This is a genomic window from Aquabacterium sp. A08 (genome assembly GCF_011742065.1).
Genome location: NZ_JAAQQT010000623.1, coordinates 1 through 21,912 on the forward strand (window position 1 = coordinate 1; position 21,912 = coordinate 21,912).

The 21,912-nt window shown below is 68.1% G+C and carries 17 protein-coding genes; 6 read left to right on the plus strand and 11 right to left on the minus strand.

Features of this window, described 5'->3' with window-relative positions; translation table 11 throughout:
• A partial coding sequence (locus tag HA630_RS11695; protein ID WP_166834901.1) for an aldehyde dehydrogenase family protein occupies positions 1-543 on the plus strand: 543 nt, incomplete at its 5' end.
• Between the two features lie 58 nt (positions 544-601).
• On the plus strand, positions 602-2,284 hold the full coding sequence (locus HA630_RS11700) for a GMC family oxidoreductase (protein ID WP_166834903.1): 1,683 nt from the start codon (positions 602-604) through the stop codon (positions 2,282-2,284).
• Positions 2,285-2,316: 32 nt separating this feature from the next.
• On the opposite strand, the gene HA630_RS11705 is transcribed toward HA630_RS11700, so the two are convergent.
• From HA630_RS11705 to urtA, 10 genes are all read right to left on the minus strand, one after another.
• Positions 2,317-3,993, minus strand: a complete 1,677-nt coding sequence (locus HA630_RS11705; RefSeq protein WP_166834905.1) for a nitric oxide reductase activation protein NorD — start codon at positions 3,991-3,993, stop codon at positions 2,317-2,319.
• A complete protein-coding gene (locus HA630_RS11710) occupies positions 3,990-4,787 on the minus strand; it encodes a CbbQ/NirQ/NorQ/GpvN family protein (protein WP_166834907.1) in 798 nt (265 codons plus the stop codon). The genes HA630_RS11705 and HA630_RS11710 overlap by 4 nt, the downstream gene beginning before the upstream one ends.
• A 1-nt stretch (position 4,788) precedes the next feature.
• On the minus strand, positions 4,789-5,835 hold the full coding sequence (locus tag HA630_RS11715; RefSeq protein ID WP_166834909.1) for an aliphatic amidase: 1,047 nt from the start codon (positions 5,833-5,835) through the stop codon (positions 4,789-4,791).
• Positions 5,836-5,850: 15 nt separating this feature from the next.
• The gene (locus HA630_RS11720; RefSeq protein ID WP_101048347.1) at positions 5,851-6,192 is read right to left on the minus strand and encodes a zinc ribbon domain-containing protein; all 342 of its coding nucleotides are present in this window, start codon (positions 6,190-6,192) and stop codon (positions 5,851-5,853) included.
• A gap of 21 nt (positions 6,193-6,213) precedes the next feature.
• Complete coding sequence (gene fmdA / locus HA630_RS11725) at positions 6,214-7,446, minus strand: formamidase (RefSeq protein ID WP_101048348.1); 1,233 nt, start codon at positions 7,444-7,446, stop codon at positions 6,214-6,216.
• 33 nt (positions 7,447-7,479) lie between these two features.
• Positions 7,480-8,169, minus strand: a complete 690-nt coding sequence (urtE, locus tag HA630_RS11730; RefSeq protein ID WP_166834911.1) for an urea ABC transporter ATP-binding subunit UrtE — start codon at positions 8,167-8,169, stop codon at positions 7,480-7,482.
• Between the two features lie 25 nt (positions 8,170-8,194).
• Positions 8,195-8,938: an urea ABC transporter ATP-binding protein UrtD gene (gene urtD / locus HA630_RS11735; protein WP_166834913.1), complete on the minus strand. Its 744-nt coding sequence runs from the start codon at positions 8,936-8,938 to the stop codon at positions 8,195-8,197.
• A 15-nt stretch (positions 8,939-8,953) separates the two neighbouring features.
• Positions 8,954-10,150 carry an urea ABC transporter permease subunit UrtC gene (gene urtC, locus HA630_RS11740; RefSeq protein WP_166834915.1) on the minus strand — a complete coding sequence of 399 codons (1,197 nt, stop codon included), beginning with the start codon at positions 10,148-10,150 and terminating at the stop codon, positions 8,954-8,956.
• A 34-nt stretch (positions 10,151-10,184) separates the two neighbouring features.
• Positions 10,185-11,099: an urea ABC transporter permease subunit UrtB gene (urtB, locus tag HA630_RS11745; protein ID WP_166834954.1), complete on the minus strand. Its 915-nt coding sequence runs from the start codon at positions 11,097-11,099 to the stop codon at positions 10,185-10,187.
• Positions 11,100-11,208: 109 nt separating this feature from the next.
• Complete coding sequence (gene urtA, locus HA630_RS11750) at positions 11,209-12,474, minus strand: urea ABC transporter substrate-binding protein (RefSeq protein WP_166834917.1); 1,266 nt, start codon at positions 12,472-12,474, stop codon at positions 11,209-11,211.
• A 163-nt stretch (positions 12,475-12,637) separates the two neighbouring features.
• On the opposite strand from urtA, the gene HA630_RS11755 reads away from it, so the two are divergent.
• The 4 genes from HA630_RS11755 (at position 12,638) to HA630_RS11770 (ending at position 21,397) form a co-directional block, all read left to right on the plus strand.
• Entirely contained in the window at positions 12,638-16,057 is a 3,420-nt protein-coding gene (locus tag HA630_RS11755; protein WP_166834919.1) for an ATP-binding protein, read from the plus strand.
• Entirely contained in the window at positions 16,050-16,946 is an 897-nt protein-coding gene (locus tag HA630_RS11760) for a DNA-binding response regulator (protein ID WP_166834922.1), read from the plus strand. The genes HA630_RS11755 and HA630_RS11760 overlap by 8 nt, the downstream gene beginning before the upstream one ends.
• A gap of 207 nt (positions 16,947-17,153) precedes the next feature.
• Entirely contained in the window at positions 17,154-19,115 is a 1,962-nt protein-coding gene (locus tag HA630_RS11765; protein WP_208300072.1) for an ATP-binding protein, read from the plus strand.
• Positions 19,116-19,141: 26 nt separating this feature from the next.
• The gene (locus tag HA630_RS11770; protein WP_166834926.1) at positions 19,142-21,397 is read left to right on the plus strand and encodes a response regulator; all 2,256 of its coding nucleotides are present in this window, start codon (positions 19,142-19,144) and stop codon (positions 21,395-21,397) included.
• Between the two features lie 185 nt (positions 21,398-21,582).
• On the opposite strand, the gene HA630_RS11775 is transcribed toward HA630_RS11770, so the two are convergent.
• Positions 21,583-21,882, minus strand: coding sequence for a flagellar basal body protein (locus tag HA630_RS11775; protein WP_166834927.1), 300 nt, complete (start codon positions 21,880-21,882; stop codon positions 21,583-21,585).
• Between the last annotated feature and the right edge of the window lie 30 nt (positions 21,883-21,912).

Here is a 21,912-nt window from a genome sequence, read left to right on the forward strand (position 1 = left end):
CCCATCGTCACCCCCGCCGCCCACGCCCGCATCAGCGGCTACATCGCCGCCGGGCAGGCCGAAGGCGCGCAGCTGCTGGTGGACGGCCGCCAGTTCGACGCGGCGCAGACCGGCGAAGGCTGCGCGGGCGGCTTCTGGATGGGCGGCACGCTGTTCGACCACGTGACGCCCGAGATGAAGATCTACAAGGAAGAGATCTTCGGCCCGGTGCTGGCCTGTGTGCGCGTGCCCGACTTCGCCACCGCGGTGCAGCTCATCAACGATCACGAATTTGGCAACGGCACCGCCTGCTTCACCCGCGACGGCCACGTGGCGCGCGAGTTTGCGCGGCGCATCCAGGTGGGCATGGTCGGCATCAACGTGCCGATTCCGGTGCCCATGGCCTGGCACGGCTTTGGCGGCTGGAAGAAGAGCCTGTTTGGCGACATGCACGCCTACGGCGAAGAAGGCGTGCGCTTTTACACCAAGCAAAAAAGCGTGATGCAGCGCTGGCCCGAAAGCATTGGCAAGGGCGCCGAGTTCGTGATGCCGACGTCGAAATAAGCGACGCGCCACCGCCCACCCGACCGCCCCACCCGGGCGGCCCGCCGAGGAGACCCTCTTGGACCACACCTACGACTTCATCGTGGTGGGCGCTGGCACGGCCGGCTGCCTGCTGGCCAACCGCCTGAGCGCCGACCCGGCGCACCGCGTGCTGCTGCTGGAAGCCGGCCCGCCGGACGACTACCACTGGATCCACATTCCGGTGGGCTACCTGTACTGCATCGGCAACCCGCGCACCGACTGGCTGTTCCAGACCGAGCCCGACCCCGGCCTGAACGGGCGCCGGTTGCGCTACCCGCGCGGCAAGACGCTGGGCGGCTGCAGCAGCATCAACGGCATGATTTACATGCGCGGCCAGGCCCGCGACTACGACCAGTGGGCGCGCCTGACCGGCGACGACGCCTGGACCTGGGGCAACAGCCTGCCCGACTTCATGGCGCACGAGGACCATTACCGCCTGGACCCGAGCCAGGACGGCCAGAGCGACCCCGCCTTTGCCGCCCGCCACGGCAACGGCCACGTGGGCAGCACCGGCGAATGGCGGGTGGAAAAACAGCGCCTGCGCTGGGACGTGCTGGACGCCTTCGCCCAGGCGGCGCAGCAGGCCGGCATTCCCGCCAGCCCCGACTTCAACGGCGGCTGCAACGAGGGCGTGGGCTACTTCGAGGTGAACCAGAAAAGCGGCTGGCGCTGGAACGCGGCCAAAGCCTTTTTGCGCCCGGTGCGCCACCGCCCCAACCTGACGGTGTGGACCGGCGCCCAGGTGAAACGCCTGACGCTGGGCACCGGCAGCGACGGCCACCTGCGCTGCACCGGCGCCGAGGTGCTGAAGGACGGCCACCTGCACACCGTGCGCGCCGCGCGCGAGGTGGTGCTGAGCGCCGGCGCCATCGGCTCGCCACAGATTTTGCAGCTGTCGGGCATAGGCCCGGCCGGGCTGCTGCAGCGCCACGGCATTGCGGTGCAGGCCGACCTGCCCGGCGTGGGCGGCAACCTGCAGGACCACCTGCAGATCCGCGCGGTGTTCAAGGTGCAGGGGGTGAAAACGCTCAACACCCTGGCCAACAGCTGGTGGGGCAAGGCCAAGATTGGGCTGGAATACGCGCTCAAGCGCAGCGGGCCCATGAGCATGGCGCCCAGCCAGTTGGGCGCCTTCACCCGCAGTTCGCCCGACCAGCCCCACCCCAACCTGGAATACCACGTGCAGCCGCTGAGCCTGGACGCCTTTGGCGAGCCGCTGCACCCCTTCCCCGCCTTCACCGCCAGCGTCTGCAACCTCAACCCCAGCAGCCGCGGCACGGTGCAGATCCAAAGCGCGGACTTTGCCCAGGCGCCCGCCATCGCGCCCAACTACCTGTCCACCGACGAGGACCGCCGCATCGCCGCCGACAGCCTGCGGCTGACCCGGCGCATCGTGGCACAGCCGGCGCTGGCCCGCTACCGGCCCGAGGAATTCAAGCCCGGGCGGCAATACCAAAGCGACGAAGAGCTGGCGAAGCTGGCCGGCGACATCGCCACCACCATCTTCCACCCGGTGGGCACCACCGCCATGGGCCGCGACGGCGACCCGGCGGCCGTGCTCGACAGCCACCTGCGGGTGCGCGACGGGCGCGGCGGCCGCATCCGGGGCCTGCGCGTGGTGGACGCGGGCGCCATGCCCACCATCACCAGCGGCAACACCAACAGCCCCACGCTGATGATGGCGGAAAAGGCGGCGCGGTGGGTGCTGGCGGGGCAGTGAGGCGGGCCTGAAGGGCGGCGGCGTTGCGGGCCTCAGGAGGCCAGGCGCCGCAACAGCCGCTGCATGCCACGCAGCACCCCCTGCGGCTGCTCGACCACTTGAAACCCGCGCTGCCCGAAGATGCGTTGGGCGTAGGCGTCGGCCTGCGGGTCCAGCACCAGACCGCACACCGTGACGCCGTGCGCCCGGGCCGCGCGCACCGCCTCAGCCGCGTCGTCGATGAGGTGGTCGGCGCGGAACACGTCCACGTCCGACGGGGCGCCGTCGGTGACGACGCACACCGCGCGCTGCGGCGACGCCTCGGCGGCCAGCCAGCCGGTGGCGTGGCGGATGGCCGCGCCCATGCGGGTGGAGCCGTGCGCCGCCACCTGGGCGATGCCCTGCTGCCTGGCGGCATCCAGCGGCTGGCCCCAGTCCAGCAGCCGCTCGTAGGACACGCGGTGGCGGGTGTCCGAACGGAAGCCGTGGACGGCGACCCGGTCGGGCGGCCGCAGGCCGTGCGCCAGGGCCAGCGCACCCTGGATTTCCAGTTCCAGCACCGTGGCGGGCCCGCCAAAGGCCGGGTCGTTGGCGGACTGGGACAGGTCGAGCAGCACCAGCAGCGACACCGCGTCGGGCGCGAACACCGGGGCGCGGAACACGCGCGGTTCGGGGGTGGGTGGCCGGGTGCGCTCCGTCCACACCCGCACCAGGGCGTCGAGGTCGATGTCGTCGCCCTCGCGCCGGGGTGGGGGGCGCTGGCGGCGGTCCAGCCGCGGGCGGCGCCAGCCCCGCAGCGCGGGGGGGGCAACGACCGCAGCGGGCAGCCCATGCCGGATCGGTGCGCCGACGGGGCCGTGTTCGGTGAGGGTGCACCAGTCGGGGCGGTGGCGGCCCAGGGTGGCGTCCCATTCGGGGTAAACGAACACCACGGCGGCGGGCTCGGCCAGCGCGGCAGGGCTGTCGGCCGACGGCGCGTGGGGCTGCGCGGGGCGGGCCACCGCATCCCTCGGGGGCGCGGGTACGGGTGTTTCGTGCTCGGCGGCCTCGGCGTCGGCGGGGTGCCGCCAGAGGTGGTGGTTGTCGTCGCGGTAGGCCACCGGTTCGCGGTACTGGCGCGGGTCGAAGCGCACGCGCATCTGCCCCAGGTCGTTGGCCAGCACAGACGCCAGGGGCCGGAACGCGGCGGCGTCGGCCAGGCCGTGGCGCTGGCACACCGCGTCGAAGCCGTCCCGCGCCTTGCGCACCCAGGCGTTGCTGGGCGTGTAGCCGGGGTCGCCCAGCGCGCGGGCCAGGCCGGCCATCAAACCCGGTACACCCAGCAGGTCTTGGCCGGTGGCGTGCACCAGCCAGGGCCGCCACCAGGCGCGCACGCCGGGGCAACGCTGGGCCAGCAGGCGTTCCACCCGGGCGTCCTCCAGAGCGGCGTGCACCAGCTGGCCCAGGGGCTTGAGACCGCGCGACGAACGCGCCGGCGGGGAATGGCGCCGGTGGGCCGCGGCGTGCGCCACCGCGGCCTGGGCCAGCGGGGAGCCCAGCGGTAGCCCACCGGCGGGCGTGGCCGCCAGCCCTGCCCAGTGCGCCGGCGGCAGGCTCAGGTGCAACTCGGTCAGCACGGGCGGGGCGTCCGGCGGCAGCGCCGCGGCGTGGGCCTGCACCACCAGGGGCCGGTCGGCGCCGGCCAGCGCGGTCAGCAGGTGGCCCAGGCCGTTGGCCGCCCTGGGGGTCATGGCAGACAGGCGTCCACCAGGGCGCGCAGGGCGGCCAGCATCTCGGGCTCGTCGGTGAGGGCCTGCACCAGCGTCATCTCGCAGCTCACGCGGGGCGGCACGCCGTCCACGATCAGCAGGCCGGCGTAAACCAGCATGCGGGTGGAGGCGCCTTCGTCCAGCCCGCGCTGGCGCAGGCGGCGCGACCCCGCGGCGATGGCCACCAGCTGCGCGGCCAGCACCAGCGGAATGCCGGCCTCGTGTGCCACCACCTCGGCCTCCACCTCGGGCGTCGGGTAGTCGAAGGCCAGGGCGGCGAAGCGCTGGCGGGTGGATGGCTTCAGGTCCTTGGCCCGGCTCTGGTAGCCGGGGTTGTAGGACACGACCAGCTGGAAGTCCGGGTGCGCGTGCACCAGCTCGCCTTTTTTCTCCAGCGGCAGGACGCGCCGGGCGTCGGTCAGCGGGTGGATGACCACCGTGGTGTCCTGGCGCGCCTCGACCACCTCATCCAGGTAGCAGATGGCGCCGTGGCGCACCGCGGTGGTGAGCGGGCCGTCGTGCCAGGTGGTGCCCTGGGCGTCCAGCAGGTAGCGGCCCACCAGGTCGGCGGCCGACAGGTCCTCGTTGCAGGCCACGGTGACGAGTGGGCGGCCCAGCTTCCAGGCCATGTACTCGACGAAGCGCGTCTTGCCGCAGCCGGTGGGCCCCTTGAGCAGCAGCGGCACCCGGTGGGCAAAGGCTTTTTCGCACAGCGCCACCTCCTCGGCCACCGGCCGGTAGTAGGGCGGCGCGGTCACGCGCCAGGCGTCGAGCATGTCAGCGGTGCTCGGGCGGCTGGTTCGGAATGCCGTCGATCGGGCACTCCGGCGTGCCCACGGTGGAACGGGTGAACGACTCCACCTGCTTGCGGGTGCCTTCCGGGTCGTTGATCCACTGACCGTAGAACTCGTAGGGGCAGGCGGCCACGCCCTTGGCATCGTCCCCGCCCTCGCCCGAGTTGATCTTGCCGGTGTAGCCGCGGTGCAGCAGCTTGAACAGGTGGTTCTCGCTCTGGCCGTGCTTGCGGAAGTCGCGGATCAGGCTCTTGGACAGCGCGGCGTACTGCACGCCCATTTCCTCTTCGCCGCATTCGCCCAGGGTGCGGCCGTCGAAGCCGATCAGGGCGCTGTGGCCGAAGTAGCTGTACACCCCGTCGAACCCGGCCGCGTTGGCCACCGCCACGTAGGTGTTGTTGGCAAAGGCCATGGCCTTGCTGATGAGGATCTGCTGCTCCTTGGCCGGGTACATGTAGCCCTGGCAGCGCACGATCAGCTCGGCGCCCTTCATGGCACAGTCGCGCCAGATTTCGGGGTAGTTGCCGTCGTCGCAGATGATGAGGCTGACCTTCAGGCCCTTGGGCCCTTCGCTCACGTAGGTGCAGTTGCCGGGGTACCAGCCTTCTATGGGCACCCAGGGCATGATCTTGCGGTACTTCTGCACGATCTCGCCCTGGTCGTTCATCAGGATGAGGGTGTTGTACGGCGCCTTGTGCGGGTGCTCCTCGTGGCGCTCGCCGGTGAGCGAGAACACGCCCCAGACCTTGGCCTTGCGGCAAGCCTCGGCAAAGATGGCGGTTTCCTCGCCGGGGATGTCGGCGGCGGTGTCGTACATCTCTTGGGCGTCGTACATGATGCCCTGTGTGCTGTACTCGGGGAAGACCACCAGGTCCATGCCGGGCAGGCCCTGCTTCATGCCCACCACCATGTCGGCGATTTTGCGGGCGTTGGCCAGCACCTCGGCCTTGGTGTGCAGGCGCGGCATTTTGTAGTTGACGACGGCCACGCCGACGGTGTCGGCGCTGCTGGAAATGTCACCGTGGATCATGTGGGGCTTTCGGGGTCAGTGGCTGATCATCCAGGGGCGTTTGCTGGGGAAGGCCTTGGCGCCATTGGGCGCGGTCACCGTGGCCTTGCTGCGGCCGGGGCTGCAGCAGCCGCAACCGGCCGGGTGCTTGAGGCGCTGGTAGTCGCGCGAGCTTTTCGGCTCGTGCCGGGCGCGCTCGTTGACGGCGATGGCGCTGCGGGTGCCGCCGTCCATCAGCGCCAGGCGCGGCGCGGACGCCAGCACCCGGGGCGAGGCGGTGCCGCAGTCCGGGCAGGCGGCGGGCTCGTTGCGGTCGGCCAGGCTGCGGAAGGCGTCGAAGCCGCCACAGCTCGGGCAGGCGTAGTCGTAGGTGGGCATGGGACGGCTCCGAACGGCGGTTTACAGCTTCAGGTCGTAGGAAATCGGCATGTCGATGCTGCCGTCCAGGTGCTTGACGGGGCCGGCCGCGCTCGGGTTGATGTCGAAGTCGAAGATCTGCGTCGGCAGCCACAGCGTGGCGCAGGCGTTGGGCACGTCCACCACGCCGCTGATGTGGCCCTGCACCGGCGCGGTGCCCAGGATGGAATAGGCCTGCGCGCCGCTGTAACCGAACTTCTTGAGGTACTCGATGGCGTTGAGGCAGGCCTGCTTGTAGGCCACGTTCACGTCCAGGTAGTACTGCTTGCCGCTCTCGTCGACGCTGATGCCTTCGAAGATGATGTAGTCGTTGTAGGTGGGCGTGATCGGGCTGGGCTTGAAGATCGGGTTCTTGATACCGTACTTGGCCATGCCGCCCTTGATGAGCTGCACCTTCATGTGCACCCAGCCGGCCATTTCGATGGCGCCGCAGAAGGTGATCTCGCCGTCGCCCTGGCTGAAGTGCAGGTCGCCCACGCTCAGGCCGGCGCCGTCCACGTACACCGGGAAGAAGATTTTGGAACCGCGCGACAGGTCTTTGATGTCGCAGTTGCCGCCGTGTTCGCGCGGGGGCACGGTGCGGGCGCCCTCGGCAGCGATCTTGGCCTTGACCTCGCCCTGCGCCTGGCCGCAGTGGGCGGTGCCGGCGAAGGGCGGGTTGGCCAGACCGCTGGTGGCCGGATCGGAGTCGATCAGCGCCTGCTCGCGGGTGTTCCAGGTCTCCAGCATCTTGGGGTCGGGCAGGCAGCCGATCAGACCCGGGTGGATCAGGCCGGCGTACTTCACGCCCGGCACGTGGCGCGAACTGGTGAACATGCCGTGGAAGTCCCAGATGGACTTTTGCGCGGCCGGGAAGTGGTCGGTCAGGAAGCCGCCGCCGTTGTTCTTGCTGAAGAAGCCGTTGAAGCCCCACAGGCTGTCGTCCTTGGCGCCGATGTCCAGCAGGTCCACCACCAGCAGGTCGCCGGGCTCGGCGCCGCGCACGCCCACCGGGCCGCTGAGGTAGTGCACCGTGGTCAGGTCGATGTCGCGCACGTCGTCGGCGCTGTCGTTGTTCTGGATGAAACCGCCGGTCCAGTCGTAGGTTTCCAGCACGAAGTCGTCACCGGGGTTGACCCAGCAGGCCATGGGAATGTCGGGGTGCCAGCGGTTGTGCACGAGCGGGTTGGACGGGGCGGGCTGGCTCAGATCGACCTTGATGAGCGTTTCGGGCATGACGGACTCCTTGGGTTGACGGTGAAGGGGGGATCAGACGGAGAGGTAGGACTTGATGCGCGCCTCGTCGGTGTCGGCGCGGGCGGTTTCGTGCACCAGGCGGCCGCCTTCGATCACGAACAGGCGGTCGGCCACGTCCATGGCAAACGACAGCACCTGCTCCGAGACGATGATGGTGAGCTGGCGCATCTTGCGGATCTCGTTGAGCGCCTTGGCGATGTCCTTGATGATGGACGGCTGGATGCCTTCGGTGGGTTCGTCGAGCAGCAGCACTTTGGGGTCGGTCACCAGCGCGCGGGCAATCGCCAGCTGCTGCTGCTGCCCGCCCGAGAGGTTGCCGCCCTTGCGCGCGCGCATGTCCCACAGCACCGGGAACAGGGCGTAGATCTCGTCGGGCACGCGCTTGTCCTTGGCGTTCTCCAGCCCGGTGTGGATGTTTTCTTCCACCGTCAGCGTCGGGAAAATCATGCGGCCCTGGGGCACATAGGCAATGCCTTTGGCCACGCGGCGAAAGCTCTGGTCTCGGGTCACGTCCTGGCCGGCCACGCTGACCGAGCCGCTCTTGATCGGCAGAATGCCCATCAGGCTTTTGAACAGCGTGGTCTTGCCCATGCCGTTGCGGCCCATGATGGCCACGGTTTCGTTGGGTCGGCCTTCGAAGGACAGGCCGTGCAGCGCCTCGCTCTGGCCATAGGCGACGAACAGGTCTTTGACTTGCAGCATGGGGGGCTCCTGTGGGGCGGGCGCTTCAGTGGCCGAGGTAAACGTCGATGACCTTGGGATCGGCCTGGACCTTGTCCATCGGCCCTTCGGCCAGGATCTTTCCCTGGTGCATCACGGTGACCTTGTGGGCGATCTTTTTCACAAAGTCCATGTCGTGCTCGATGACGATCACCGCGCGGTTCTGACAGATGCGGTTGAGCAACTCGGCGGTCAGGTCGCGTTCGCGCGCGCTCATGCCGGCGATGGGTTCGTCCAGCATCAACAGCTCGGGGTCCTGCATCAGCAGCATGCCGATCTCCAGCCACTGCTTCTGGCCGTGCGACAGCAGGCCCGCCTCCGTGTCCAGCTTGTCGGCCAGGCCGATGTCGGCGGCCACCTCGTCCACCTTGGCCCGGACCGCCGCGGTGCAGCGAAACGCCAGGGCGCCGAACACCGAACGGCCGCTGGGGTAGGACACCTCCAGGTTCTGGAAGACCGACAGGTTTTCGTAGATGGACGGCGTCTGGAACTTGCGGCCGATGCCCTTGCGCACCCGCTGGTGCTCGGCCAGACCGATGATTTCCTCGTCCTTGAACTTGATGCTGCCGGCGCTGGCGCGGGTCTTGCCGCAGATCAGGTCGAGCAGCGTGGTCTTGCCGGCGCCGTTGGGGCCGATGACCACGCGCAACTCGTTCTTGTCGATGTAGAGGTTGAGGTCGTCGATGGCCTTGAAGCCGTCGAAGGAGACGGTCAGGTCCTCGACCGCCAGGGCGAAATCGGTGCTGCTCATGGGGGGCTCCTGGGCTTAGGCGTTCTGGCCGGTGATGCCGGTGGGCAGGGGGGCGGGATCGGCGTGGGCCGCTTCGGAAGCGCTGGCCTTGGGCGCCACAGGGGCCACCGGGGTGGGGGTGGCGGTCCGCTGGGCGCGGCGGGCGTTCCACCACGGCACGATCTTGTCGCTCCAGACCCCGGCCAGGCCCATCGGGAAGAACATGGTCACGCCGATGAACAGCGCCGCCATCAGGAACAGCCAGGCGTCGGGGAAGGTTTCCGAAAACAGCGTCTTACCGGCGTTGACCAGCAGCGCGCCGTAGACCGCGCCGACCAGGCTCATGCGGCCGCCGACGGCGGCGAAGATCACCATCTCGATGGACGGCACGATGCCGACGAAGCTGGGCGACATGAAGCCCACTTGCAGGGTGAACAGCGCCCCGCCGATGCCCGACAAGGCCGCCGCCAGGCAGAAGGCGAAGATGCGGAAGTTGGCGACGTCGTAGCCCGAGAAGCGCACCCGGTCTTCCTTGTCGCGCATGGCCAGCAACAGGGTGCCCAGCTTGCTGGTCTGGATCCAGCGGCACAGCAGCACGGCCGCCACCAGCAGGCCGACACACACGTAGTACAGGATGTACTTGGCGCTGTCGGTGCGGATGTCCCAGCCCAGCAGGGTTTTCAGGTCGGTCATGCCGTTGACGCCACCGGTGTAGCCCTGCTGGCCGATGATCAGCACCGTCAGGATCAGCGCCACCGCCTGGGTGATGATGGCGAAGTACACGCCGCCGACGCGGCGCTTGAACATGGCGAAACTGACGATCCAGGCCAGCAGCGTGGGCACCACGATGACGGCGGCCAGCGCAAACGGCAGGCTCTTGAACGGCACCCACAGCGACGGCAACTCGGTCAGCTGGTTCCAGTCCATAAAGTCGGGAATGCCCGGGGTGGACTGGATGCTGGTGCTCTCCGGGTCGGACGCCTCCAGCTTGAGGAACATGGCCATGGCGTAGCCCCCCAGGCCGAAGAACACGCCCTGCCCCAGGCTGAGCACGCCGCCGTAGCCCCACAGCATGACCAGGCCGATGGCCACGAAGGCGTAGGTCAGGTATTTGCCGACCAGGTTGAGCCGGAAGATGTCCAGCGTCAGCGGCAAGACCACCGCCAGCAACAGCGTCAGCAGCAGCACGCTGGCCAACTGGTAACGCTGGATCAAGGCTTTCAATGCGTTCATGACAGGCTTCCTATACGGGCGGATCGGGGTCGGCTCAGCGGCGCACCTTGCTGGCAAACAGGCCTTGCGGGCGCAGCATCAGGATCACCACGATGAGCGACAGCGTGAGCACCTTGGCCATGGAGCCGGCCATGAAGAACTCGGTGATGGACTGCGTTTGCGCGATGCCGAAGGCCGACACCACCGTGCCCAGCAGGCTGGCCGCACCGCCGAAGGTGACCACCAGGAAGGCGTCCACGATGTAGAGGGAACCGGAGGTGGGGCCGGTGGAACCGATGGTGGTGAACGCCGCGCCCGCCACCCCGGCGATGCCGCAGCCGATGGCGAAGGTCAGGCGGTCGGTTTTCTGGGTGTCGATGCCGATGGCGTTGGCCATGACCCGGTTGCTGACGGTGGCGCGCACCCGCAAGCCCCAGCGGCTTTTGTGCAAGGCCAGCAGCACGCCGGCGGTGGCCACCACGGCCAGGCCCAGCACGAACAGGCCGTTGATGGGGATGTCCAGCCCTTCGGCCGGCGCCCAGGAACCCATCAGCCAGTCGGGCAGGGTGGGGCTGACCTCTTTGGGGCCGATGAAGGTGCGAAACGCCTGTTGCAGCGCCAGGCTCACACCCCAGGTGGCCAGCAAGGTGTCCAGCGGGCGCTTGTAGAGGTGGCGGATCAGGGCCCACTCCAGCAGCCAGCCGGCGGCAAACGCCAGCACAAACGCGGCCAGAATGGCAAAGGGAAAGTAATAGGCGGTGCCCACCGCGCCCACCGCTTCGGCCAGGGTGGACCCCAGGAACACGGTGTAGGCGCCGATGGTCATGAACTCGCCGTGGGCCATGTTGATGACCCCCATCTGCCCAAAAATGATGGCCAGGCCCAGGCCCATGAGCAGCAGCACGGCAAACAGGCTCAGGCCCGCAAAGCCTTGCATCAGGCCGATGTTGAGCAGATCGTTGAAGCTCATGTCCATGACGGATCTCCAAGCAGAAACACGCGACGAGGGAGCCATCCCCCCGGTCCGGGACGCTGACGGGCCGACACGGCCGGCCCGTCAGCGCCATCCCCCTAAGGGTTCACTGGTAGCCCTTGGGGAAGGGGTTGGGCTCGATCAGGTCGGGCGACTCGGCCACCACCTTGAACGTGGCGTCGGGCATGCCCATGGCGATGCGCGACTTGCTCCACAGGTGGTGGTTGGCGTGCACCTTCACGTAGCCTTCCGGCGCGGTCTTGAGCTCGATGCCCGGCGACGCGGCGGTGACCTTGGCCACGTCGAAGCTGCCGGCTTTTTCCACCGCCGCTTTCCACAGCCAGGGGCCCAGGTAGCCGGCCTGCGTCACGTCGCCAATGACGGCGTCCTTGCCGTACTTGGCCTTGAAGGCGGCCACGAACTTCTTGTTGTTCTCGTTGTCCAGGCTCTGGAAGTACTTCATGGACGAATAGAAGCCCTTGAAGTTGTCACCGCCCACGCCGGTCATTTCGTCCTCGGTCACCGACAGGGTGACGAGCAACTGCTTGTCGCCGGTGATGCCGGCGGCCTTGAGCGCCTTGTAGAAAGCCACGTTGGAGCCGCCCACCACGGCGGCGAAGATGCAGTCCGGCTTCTGCAGCTTGATCTTGTTCATCAGCGAGCCGAAGTTGGTGCTGCCCAGCGGGTAGTACTCCTCGCCAACGATCTTGCCCTTCTGGAAGTTTTCGACGTGCTTGCGCGCGATCTTCATGGAGGTGCGCGGCCAGATGTAGTCGGAGCCGATCAGGAAGAAGGTCTTGGCCTTCTTCTCGGTCTTGGCCCAGTCCAGGCTGTACAGGATCTGCTGGGTGGCCTCCTGGCCGGTGTAGATCACGTTCTTGGACTGCTCCAGACCTTCGTAGAAGGTGGGGTAGTACAGCAGGCCGTTTTCTTTCTCAAAAATCGGCAGCACGGCCTTGCGCGAGGCCGAGGTCCAGCAACCGAAGACGGCGGCGCAGCGGTCGTTGATCAGCAGCTTCTTGGACTTTTCCGCGAAGGTCGGCCAGTCGGAGGCGCCGTCTTCCTTGATCACCTTGATCTTGCGGCCCAGGATGCCGCCCATGGCGTTGATCTGGTCGATGGCCAACTGTTCGGCCTGGATGGCGCCGGTCTCGGAGATGGCCATGGTGCCGGTGGCGGAGTGCAGCTGGCCGACGGTCACTTCGGTGTCGGTGATGGCCAGCTTGGTGGTGTTGACCTGGGCGGTGGGCGGCTTGCCCTGGGCCAGCGCCCAAGGCGACAAGCCGGCGACCGAGGCCAGGCCGGCGGCCTGGATCAAACGGCGGCGCTGAAGGTCGGCCTGGGGCGACAGGGTGACGTGCGGGTGGTCCATGAAAACACTCCTTGCGATGCGGGGTGGAAGAAAAACGGAACGTGGACCGAAGGTTAGGGAAACCCCGGATTCCCGGCCATACGTCAAATGACGTAGCCGCCCTGCGCACCCCTGCCCCACCCCAGCACCGCTGGGCGAGAACGTTTCTTGCTTGTCCCCCCACATGAACACCAGCACCGCCCGGCCACCCCCCCGGGAGCAACAGATTTTTCGCTACCGGCGCGCCTACAACACCTGGGTGGCCGACGAAACCATGGAGGACTACGCCCTGCGCTACGCGCCGCGCAGTTTCCGCAAGTGGAGCGAGTGGCGGGTGGCCAACACCGCCTTCGGTTCGCTGTCGTTCCTGGCGCTGGAGGCGATCGGCGCGGCCATCGCGCTCAACTACGGCTTCACCAACGCGCTGCTGGCCATCCTGGTGGTGTGCGGCATCATCTTCGCCACCGGCCTGCCCATTGCGTACCACGCCGCCCGCCACGGGCTGGACCTGGACCTGCTGACCCGCGGCGCCGGCTTTGGCTACCTCGGCTCCACCATCACCTCGCTCATCTACGCCGGCTTCACCTTCATCTTTTTCGCGCTGGAGGCGGCCATCATGGCCATGGCCCTGCGCATGGCCACCGACTGGCACCTCACGGTCTGCTACGTGCTGTCGGCACTGGTCATCATTCCGCTGACGGTGCGCGGCATCACCTTCATTTCCCGGCTGCAGGGCTGGACGCAGCTGCCCTGGGTGTTCCTCACGGTGCTGCCCTTTGTCTGGCTGGCGCTGCAGGAGCCGCAGGTGTACCGCGAACTGACGCAGCTGGCGGGCCTGAAGTCGGGCAGCAGCGGCTTCGACTGGCTGATGTTCGGCGCGGCCTGCTCGGTGATTTTTGCGCTGGTGGTGCAGATCGGGGAGCAGGTGGACTACCTGCGCTTTCTGCCGGCCCCCACGCGCGCCAACCGGCTGAAGTGGTGGCTGGCGCTGCTGGCCGCCGGGCCGGGCTGGGCGCTGGTGGGCATGCTGAAAATGCTGGGGGGCGCGTTGCTGGCCTTCTTTGCCCTGCAACACGAAATCACACCGCAGCGGGCGGTGGAGCCGGCCCAGATGTACCTGACCACCTTCAGCGAGATGTTGGGCCACAGCGGGGTGGCGCTGGCGCTGACCCTGTTTTTCGTGCTGGTCTCGCAGGTCAAAATCAACGTCACCAACGCCTACGCCGGTTCGCTGGCCTGGTCCAACTTCTTCTCGCGCATCACCCGCAGCCACCCGGGGCGGGTGGTGTGGCTGGTGTTCAACGTGGTCATCGCCACGCTGCTGATGGTGCTGGACGTGTTCGCCGGGCTGGAGATCGTGCTCGGCATCTACAGCAACGTGGCCATCGCCTGGGTCGGCGCGCTGGTGGCCGACCTGGTCATCAACAAGCCGCTGGGCCTGAGCCCGCCGGGCATCGAATTCCGCCGGGCCCACCTGTACGACTTCAACCCGGTGGGCCTGGGCGCCATGGTGCTGGCCGCCGGGGCCGCCACCCTGGCCTACAGCGGGGTGCTGGGCGACATGGCGGCCGCGTTCTCACCGTTCATCGCCCTGGGGCTGGCGCTGCTGCTGGCGCCCACGCTGGCCTGGCTGACGGGTGGGCGCTACTACACCGCGCGCCAGCCCGAGGCCCAGTGGCGCCGCGGCGAGGTGCTGACCTGCGCGGTGTGCGAAAACCGCTTCGAGTCGGAGGACATGGCGGCCTGCCCAGCCTACGCCGCACCCATCTGCTCGCTGTGCTGCTCGCTCGAGTCCCGCTGCCACGACCGCTGCAAACACCGGTCGCGCGCGGGCGACCAGCTGCGCCACTGGCTGGGCCTGCTGCTGCCGTCGTCCTGGCTGTCGGGTTTCAACTTCCGTGTCGGCCACTTTCTGCTGGTGCTGCTGTTGCTGTGGGGGGTGATCGGGCTGAGTTTTCTGATCGTCTACATGCAGGAAACCCACCGCAGCGACGCGGCCCTGCTGTCTGGGGCGCTGGTCAAAATTTACGCCCTGCTCGGCCTGCTGTCGGCGGTGGCGGCCTGGTGGGTGGTGCTGACCACCGACAGCCGGCGCATCGCACAGGACGAGTCGGAACGCCAGACCGAGCTGCTCAAGCAGGAGATCGAGGCCCACCGCCACACCGACGCCGCGCTGAAACAGGCGCGCGACCAGGCGGAGTCGGCCAGCCAGGCCAAGACGCGTTACATCGCCGGGCTGACCCACGAACTGCGCTCGCCCCTGACCAGCATCCTGGGCTACGCGCAGATCCTGCTGAAGAAGCCCGAGATCCAGGGCGAACTGAAGCTGACGGTGGCGGGCATCGAGCGCAGCGGCCACCACATGCACGCGCTCATCGACGAATCGCTGGAGCTGGCCCGCATCGAGGCCGGCCGCATGAAGCTGGACGCGGTGCCGGTGTACCTGCCGGGCCTGATCGGCGACGTGGAGCACATGATGAAGCCCCAGGCCGCGGCCAAGGGCCTGGCCTTCGCCGTGGAGCGCGAGGGCGAGATGCCGGCCTGGATCAAGGGCGACCCCAAACGCCTGCGGCAAATTCTCATCAACCTGCTGACCAACGCGCTGCGCTTCACGCACGAAGGCCGGGTCACGCTGCGGCTGGACTTTCGCCAACAGGTGGCCCGGCTGGCGGTGGTGGACACCGGCATCGGCATCGCCCCCACGGACCAGCAGCGCATCTTCCTGCCCTACGAACGCGGTGCCGCCGGGCGGCGCAACCCGCAAACCGGCACCGGCCTGGGGCTGACCATCACCCACCTGCTGGTGAGCATGATGGGCGGCGAACTGAGTCTGCAGAGCACCCCTGGGGTGGGCACCACCTTCACCGTGCGGCTGTACCTGCCCAGCATCGGCCAGACCCAGGCACCGGTGCCGCTGCTGCCCGAGATGATGCACCGCATCACCGGCTACCAGCCACCGGCGCGCACGCTGCTGATCGTGGACGACCAGCCGTTCCACCGCCAGTTGCTGGCCGGCCTGCTGAGCCCGCTGGGCTTTGTGGTGCAGGAGGCGGCCAGCGGCGAGGAATGCCTGGAGTCGGTGGCCGCCCACCGGCCCGACGCAGTGCTGCTGGACCTCAGCATGGACACCATGGACGGCTGGCAAACCCTGGCCCACCTGCGGGTGAATTACCCGCCGCAGCTGCTGCCGGTGATCATCGTGTCAGCGAACACCTTCGACAACCAGGCCGAACGGCTGGAACGGCTGCAGGCCCAGGGCTTCGTGGCCAAGCCGGTGGCCGAATCCGAACTGCTGCAGCAGCTCACCCGCGCCCTGCACCTGACCTGGACCTGCGACGACACCCCACCGCCCCCGGCGCCCGACACCCCGCCGCCCGCCAACGAACCGCGTGCCAGCCTGGACCCCGAACTGCGCGCCGCCCTGACCCGCATGGCCCGGCGCGGCGAAATCCACGCCCTGCGCCGACAGGTCGCCGACGCCCGCGCCCGCCAGCCCGAACTGGCCGGGCTGTGGGACCCCCTGGAACTGGCGATCAACCGCTTCGACTTCCAGACCGTGACCACCGTCCTGAACACCCTAGAACCCCTGCCCGACCATGAGTGACCCCCTGCCCGCCGCCGCCCCGGCCCCCTTCACCCCGGTGGTGCTGGTGGTGGACGACGACATCGACATCCTCGACATGCTCAGCACCGCGCTGCTGGACGAGGGCTACCTGGTGCTCGCCGCCACCAGCGCCGAGGAGGCCCTGCAGCGGCTGGAGGTGGCGGTGCCCGACGGGGTGCTGCTCGACGCCGTCATGCCCGGGATGGACGGCTTCGGGCTGTGCCGGGCGCTCAAGGCCAACCCGGCCTGGTCGCACGTGCCGGTGGTCTTCATGACCGGCCTGGCCGAGACCGACCACGTGCTGCAAGGCTTCGCCGTGGGCGGGGTGGACTACGTGATCAAACCGCTGCGGCTGCCCGAAGTGATGGCGCGCCTGGCCACCCACGTCAAGAACGCGCGCGCCGCCCGCATGGCCCGCGACGCGACCGATGTGTCGGGCTGGGGCACGGTGGTGCTGGACAGCCGCCAACGCATCGCCTGGCTCTCACCCAAGGCCGGCGGCTGGCTCGGCGGCCTGTTTCCCGACCTGGACGCCGCCGCGGCCTGGCTGGCCCGCACCATGCAGCGCGGCAGCGGCACCCACCCGGCGGGCAAAGGCCAGCAGCTGCTGGCCCGCCACATCGGCGACGTGGGGGTGTCCGAGTCGATGTTTCTGCTGGGGTTGGTGGAGGTGAAGGACGCGGACAACGCCCTGGTCCACGCCGCGCTCACGCCGCGCGAGACCGAGGTGCTGTCGTGGATCGCCAAAGGCAAAACCAACCGCGACATCGCCGACATCCTGGGCATGAGTCCGCGCACCGTCAACAAACACCTGGAACACATTTTTGAAAAGCTGGGCGTGGAAACCCGCGCCGCCGCCGCGGTGATCGCGGAAAAGCACGGCCTTTGAGCACTGCCGCCCTGGGTGGATCAGCACCCGCTGCGGCCCCACAAACGGTCCCTGACCCAGGCGCGCCTCAGCACCGGGCACACCCGGACCTTCGGCATCGCCCAAAATTTGCTGAATTGCCATTATTTTGGTATAAATGTTTATTCGTTTGGCCATATAAATGCCAAATAATAATCATTTATTCACTTTTGGCACAAGGTCGATCGAATGCAACGGCTCAGAGAGCTGGGCTTGACGCCACCCCTGCTGTTGTTCATCGCAGCACTGCTGGCCACGCCCTGGGTGCTGTACGAGGTGGCGTTCTCACACGCCGAAAGTGAGGCCCGGCGCAACGCCCAGCAGTTCAGCCGCATCATGGCGACGGCCCGCTCCTACTACGCCACCAACGTGGCGGGTCGGGTGCTGGCCCACCACGGCGGCCCGGTGCGCCTGACGGAAAACTACCGCAACACCCCCGGCGGCATCCCCATTCCGGCGACCCTGTCCATCGAGCTGGGCGACCTGCTGCAACAAAACGCCCTGAACGACGGCTTCAGCACCGCCTTCCTGTCGGACCAGCCGTTTGCGTTCCGCCAGCGCCCGCCGCTGGACGACTTCCAGCGCGAGGCCCTGCAAGCGCTGCGCGCCGACACGACGCAACGCGAGTTCTGGCGGGTGGAACCGAACCCCCACGGCGGCAGCCGCGTGCGCCTGGCCATTCCCGTGCCCATGGAGGCCACCTGTGTGCAGTGCCACAACGGCCACCCCGACTCCCCCGTGCGCCACTGGAAAGTCGGCGACGTGCGCGGCATCCAGGACATCAGCGTCGGCGTGTCGCTCACCAAGCAAACCGGCGATTCCTGGCCCCTGGTCGCCTACCTGGTGTTTTTCGTGGGCTCGGCCGCGGCCGCGCTGCGCGAACACCACAAGGCCAACGCCCGGCTGCTGCAGGTCAACGAAGACATGCTGCTGTCGCGCAGCTACCTCGAAGACAGCGAGCACCAGCTCAAGCTCAAGGTCAACGAACTCAGCACCCTGACCACGGTCCTGCAGAAAGCCCCTTTTGGCATCACGATTGCCGACCCCCGGCAACCCGACATGCCGCTGATCTACGTCAACGAGGCCTTCCAGGCACAAACCGGCTACAGCGCCGACGAAGTGCTGGGGCGCAATTGCCGCTTTCTGCAAGGCCCCGACACGCACCCCGACAGCGTCGAGCAAATCCGCCAGGCGATCCGCCGGCAGGAGACCGCCGAAATCGAAATCCTGAACTACCACAAGTCGGGGGCCCCCTACTGGGTGCGGTTTCTGGTGTTCCCCAGCTACGACAGCGACGGCCGCTTGCTGCACTACATCGGCTGCCAGACCGATGTCACCGACCTCAGAAAGGCCGCCGAGGAGCGCGGCCTCATGGAAGCAGAGTTGCAGGAATCGCTCAAACTGGAGTCGCTGGGCCTGACCATCGCCGGCATCGCCCACGACCTGAACACCCCCATTGGGGTGGCGGTCACGGCCGCGTCGCTGGTGGACCAGCAGACCCGCAAGCTGCAGCAACTGCTGGACGTGGCCCCGCTGGACTGCGGCGCGGTGGCCAAGCTGACCGACTCCCTGGGCAAGTCGGCCCAGCTGATCGGCAACAACCTGCACAAGGCGGCCACCCTGGTGCGCAGCTTCAAGCAGACCACCGCCGATGCCTCGCGCAACGAATGGCGGGTGCTGCCGCTCAAGCCCTTCCTGGAAAGCCTGTTGCTGGCCGTCTCGCCGCTGGTGAAACGGGCCCAGTGCGTGGTGGACCTGCAATGCCCCGAAGGCCTGGCGCTGTACACCGAACCCGGCTCGCTGATGCAGGTGGTCACCAACCTGGTGGTCAACGCCACCCTGCACGCTTTCGAGGGCCGCGACCAGCGGCTGATCCGCCTGACCGTGAGCGCCGACGACAGTTGGGTCCACCTCGAGGTCAGCGACAACGGCAACGGCATGAGCGAAGACGCGCTGGCCAAGGTGTTCACCCCGTTTTTCACCACCCGCCGTCAGAGCGGGGGCTCGGGCCTGGGACTGTTTTCGTCGCGGCGCGCGGTGGAGGCGGTGTTGGGCGGGCGCATCGCCGTCGCCAGCGGCGCCGGCCAGGGCACCGCCTTCCGCATCCAGCTGCCGCGCACCCTGGCGGCCCCCGCCCGGCCCACCGCCTAACCCCCATCCCCGGAACCACACGCACCATGTCACCCCATGCCTGGACCCTGCTGCTGGTCGACGACGAGCCCAGCGTGCTCGAAGTCACCCAACTGGCGCTGGAAGATTTCGAGTTCAAAGGCAAGGGCCTGCGCATGCTCACCGCCACCAGCGCGGCCGAGGCACGGGCGGTCTTCGAGCGCGAGGGCGACATCGCCATGGCCTTGGTGGACGTGGTCATGGAAACCGAACACGCGGGGCTGGACCTGGTGCGCTACGTGCGCAACGAACTGGGCAACCAGGACACCCGCCTGGTCCTGCGCACCGGCAACCCCGGCGCGGCGCCGCCGCTGGAAATCATGCGCCACCTGGAGGTGGACGACTACAAGGAGAAGACCGAACTCACGGTGGAGCGGCTGCACATCACCGTGCTGACCGCGCTGCGGGCCTACCACAACATCAAGGCCAGCATGTCGAAAAGCCGGTTCGTGGCCAACATGAGCCACGAAATCCGCACGCCGCTCAACGCGATCATCGGCCTGTCCAGCCTGATGCTGCGCACCGAGCTCAACGCGCGCCAGCGCAACCACCTGGAAACCATCGAAAGCTCCGGCAAACACCTGCTGGGCGTGGTCAACGACATCCTCGACTTCAGCAAACTGGAGTCCGGCCGCGTCAAGCTGGAACGGCTGGACTTCGACCTGGAGGTGCTGCTCAACAACGTCATGTCCATGATCCTGTTCAAGGCCCAGGACAAGGGGCTGGAGCTGATCCTGGACGTGGAGCCCGACATCGAACGCCACCTGCGCGGCGACGCACAGCGGCTGTCGCAGGTGCTCATCAACTACCTGAACAACGCGGTCAAGTTCACCGAATCCGGGCACATCCAGATCCGCGCACGCCGGGTCGGCCCGCGCAACCCCACCTGGCAAAAACTGCGCTTCGAGGTGACGGACACCGGCATCGGACTGTCGGCGCAGGAGCAGAGCCGGCTGTTCCAGGAGTTTGAACAGGCCGACGCCAGCACCACGCGGCAATACGGCGGCACCGGCCTGGGCCTGGCGATTGCCCGCAACCTGGCCGAGCTGATGGGCGGCGAGGTGGGCGTGGACAGCCAGAAAGGCCACGGCTCCACCTTCTGGTTCACCGCCGTGCTGGAACACGCCTCCAACAGCCACGCGCGCAGCCTGGTGCCGGACGAACACCTCTGGGGCCAGCGGGTGCTGGTGGCCGACGACAACCACGCCACCCGCCAGTTGCTGGAACAAAAGCTGACGCGGATGCACTTTGCGGTGAGCACCGTGGCCAACGGCCAACAAGCGGTGCAAATGGTGCAGCAGGCCGACGCCGCGGGCAAGCCCTTCCGGCTGGTGTTCATGGACTGGCGCATGCCGGAGCTGGACGGCATCAACGGCGCGCGCGCCATCCGGACGCTCCAGTTGCAGCAAGCGGCGCCCTATGTGCTGTGCATCACCGGCGCGGGCCACGACAACCTCGAAGCCGAGGCGCGGCAGGACGACTTCGACGGCATCCTCATCAAACCCGTGACCACCGAGCAGCTGTTCGACGCCGTCATCGAACAGCTGGCCAAACCGGGCCAGGCCCTGGCCCACCGCGCCGAACCGCTGGCGGCCCGCCCCGACTGGGCGCCGGCCTGGACCGCCCAGCTCGCGGGCCGGCGGGTGTTGCTGGTGGACGACGACCGCCTGTACCGCCAGATCGGGGCCGAGCTGCTCAAACTCGCCGGCATGGCGTGCGACCTGGCTGCCCACGGCGCCGAGGCCCTGGAAAAACTGGCCCTGACCCCTTACGACCTGGTCTTGCTCGACATCCACATGCCGGTCATGGACGGCCACGCCACCGCCCAACAGATCCGGCTCAACCCCTTGTACGGCAACCTGCCGGTGATCGCCATGACCGCGGGCGTGTTCCCCCAAGGGGACACCTCCTGGCTCAGCAGCGGTTTCAACGACCTGATCCACAAACCCATCGTCCCCGAAAAGCTGTACGTCAAGCTGCAGCAATGGCTGCCCGCGCCCGGCACGCCCGAGGGCGACCCAGCCGCCCTGGCATGGGACACCCCGCTGGACGAGGACCTGGCGGCGGTGCTGGTGCGCATGGGGGGCTTGCTGGAACTGGGCGACGCCGACGCGCTGGACCTGCTCAACCACCACGGCGAGCGCTTGCGCCGGGCCCTGGGCTCGGCTTTTTCGGCATTCCGCACGGCCGCCGAGGCCTACGAATTCGAGCGCGCCCACCAGCTGCTGCGCGAGGCCCTGGCCCGGCGCCAGGCTCGGGGTTAGTCCCTATGCCCAAACACGGTGCGTCTGCCTAAAATCATGGCACTCGCAGGCGCCGGCTCAACCCGGCACCGCACCGCGAGAGGACCGAGGAGACACCAACTCAAACAACAGACATCCAGCGTCCCCAGGGATGCCATGTACACCGCGCCGACCCCTGGGTCGGCGTTTTTTTGGGTCCGCGCGGTTCAGGCGCGCACGTCGAGCAGGCGGCCCAGGGTGTCGTCGGCGGTCTGCAGCACCCGCAGGTTGGCCTTGAAGGCGTAGGTGGCGGACTTTTGCGCCACCAGGTCCTGCGCCAGGTCGGCGCCGGGCTGCAGGGCCTTGTCCACCCGGGTGCTCACCCCGCCGGCCGGAGCGGCGCTGGCCTGCACCACGTCGCGGCGGTAGCCCTCGGTCTGGGCGTTGGCCACGTTGTTGGCGGCCGCGTTCAGGCGCAGCTGCGCCGATTGCAAGCCGCTGGAGGCAATGGAGGTCAGGCTGTTCATCGGGTCACTCGTTCGGGTCCGTTCAGTGTA

Excerpts from the sequence above, each read along its gene's own strand:
- HA630_RS11705 (WP_166834905.1), bottom strand. The coding sequence starts at position 3,993 with ATGACCCCCAGGGCGGCCAACGGCCTGGGCCACCTGCTGACCGCGCTG.
- HA630_RS11760 (WP_166834922.1), top strand. The coding sequence starts at position 16,050 with ATGAGTGACCCCCTGCCCGCCGCCGCCCCGGCCCCCTTCACCCCGGTG.
- urtC (WP_166834915.1), bottom strand. The coding sequence starts at position 10,150 with ATGAACGCATTGAAAGCCTTGATCCAGCGTTACCAGTTGGCCAGCGTG.
- fmdA (WP_101048348.1), bottom strand. The coding sequence starts at position 7,446 with ATGCCCGAAACGCTCATCAAGGTCGATCTGAGCCAGCCCGCCCCGTCC.
- HA630_RS11770 (WP_166834926.1), top strand. The coding sequence starts at position 19,142 with ATGTCACCCCATGCCTGGACCCTGCTGCTGGTCGACGACGAGCCCAGC.
- urtA (WP_166834917.1), bottom strand. The coding sequence starts at position 12,474 with ATGGACCACCCGCACGTCACCCTGTCGCCCCAGGCCGACCTTCAGCGC.
- HA630_RS11715 (WP_166834909.1), bottom strand. The coding sequence starts at position 5,835 with ATGATCCACGGTGACATTTCCAGCAGCGCCGACACCGTCGGCGTGGCC.
- HA630_RS11710 (WP_166834907.1), bottom strand. The coding sequence starts at position 4,787 with ATGCTCGACGCCTGGCGCGTGACCGCGCCGCCCTACTACCGGCCGGTG.
- urtE (WP_166834911.1), bottom strand. The coding sequence starts at position 8,169 with ATGCTGCAAGTCAAAGACCTGTTCGTCGCCTATGGCCAGAGCGAGGCG.
- HA630_RS11755 (WP_166834919.1), top strand. The coding sequence starts at position 12,638 with ATGAACACCAGCACCGCCCGGCCACCCCCCCGGGAGCAACAGATTTTT.
- HA630_RS11720 (WP_101048347.1), bottom strand. The coding sequence starts at position 6,192 with ATGCCCACCTACGACTACGCCTGCCCGAGCTGTGGCGGCTTCGACGCC.
- urtD (WP_166834913.1), bottom strand. The coding sequence starts at position 8,938 with ATGAGCAGCACCGATTTCGCCCTGGCGGTCGAGGACCTGACCGTCTCC.
- HA630_RS11775 (WP_166834927.1), bottom strand. The coding sequence starts at position 21,882 with ATGAACAGCCTGACCTCCATTGCCTCCAGCGGCTTGCAATCGGCGCAG.
- HA630_RS11765 (WP_208300072.1), top strand. The coding sequence starts at position 17,154 with ATGCAACGGCTCAGAGAGCTGGGCTTGACGCCACCCCTGCTGTTGTTC.
- urtB (WP_166834954.1), bottom strand. The coding sequence starts at position 11,099 with ATGAGCTTCAACGATCTGCTCAACATCGGCCTGATGCAAGGCTTTGCG.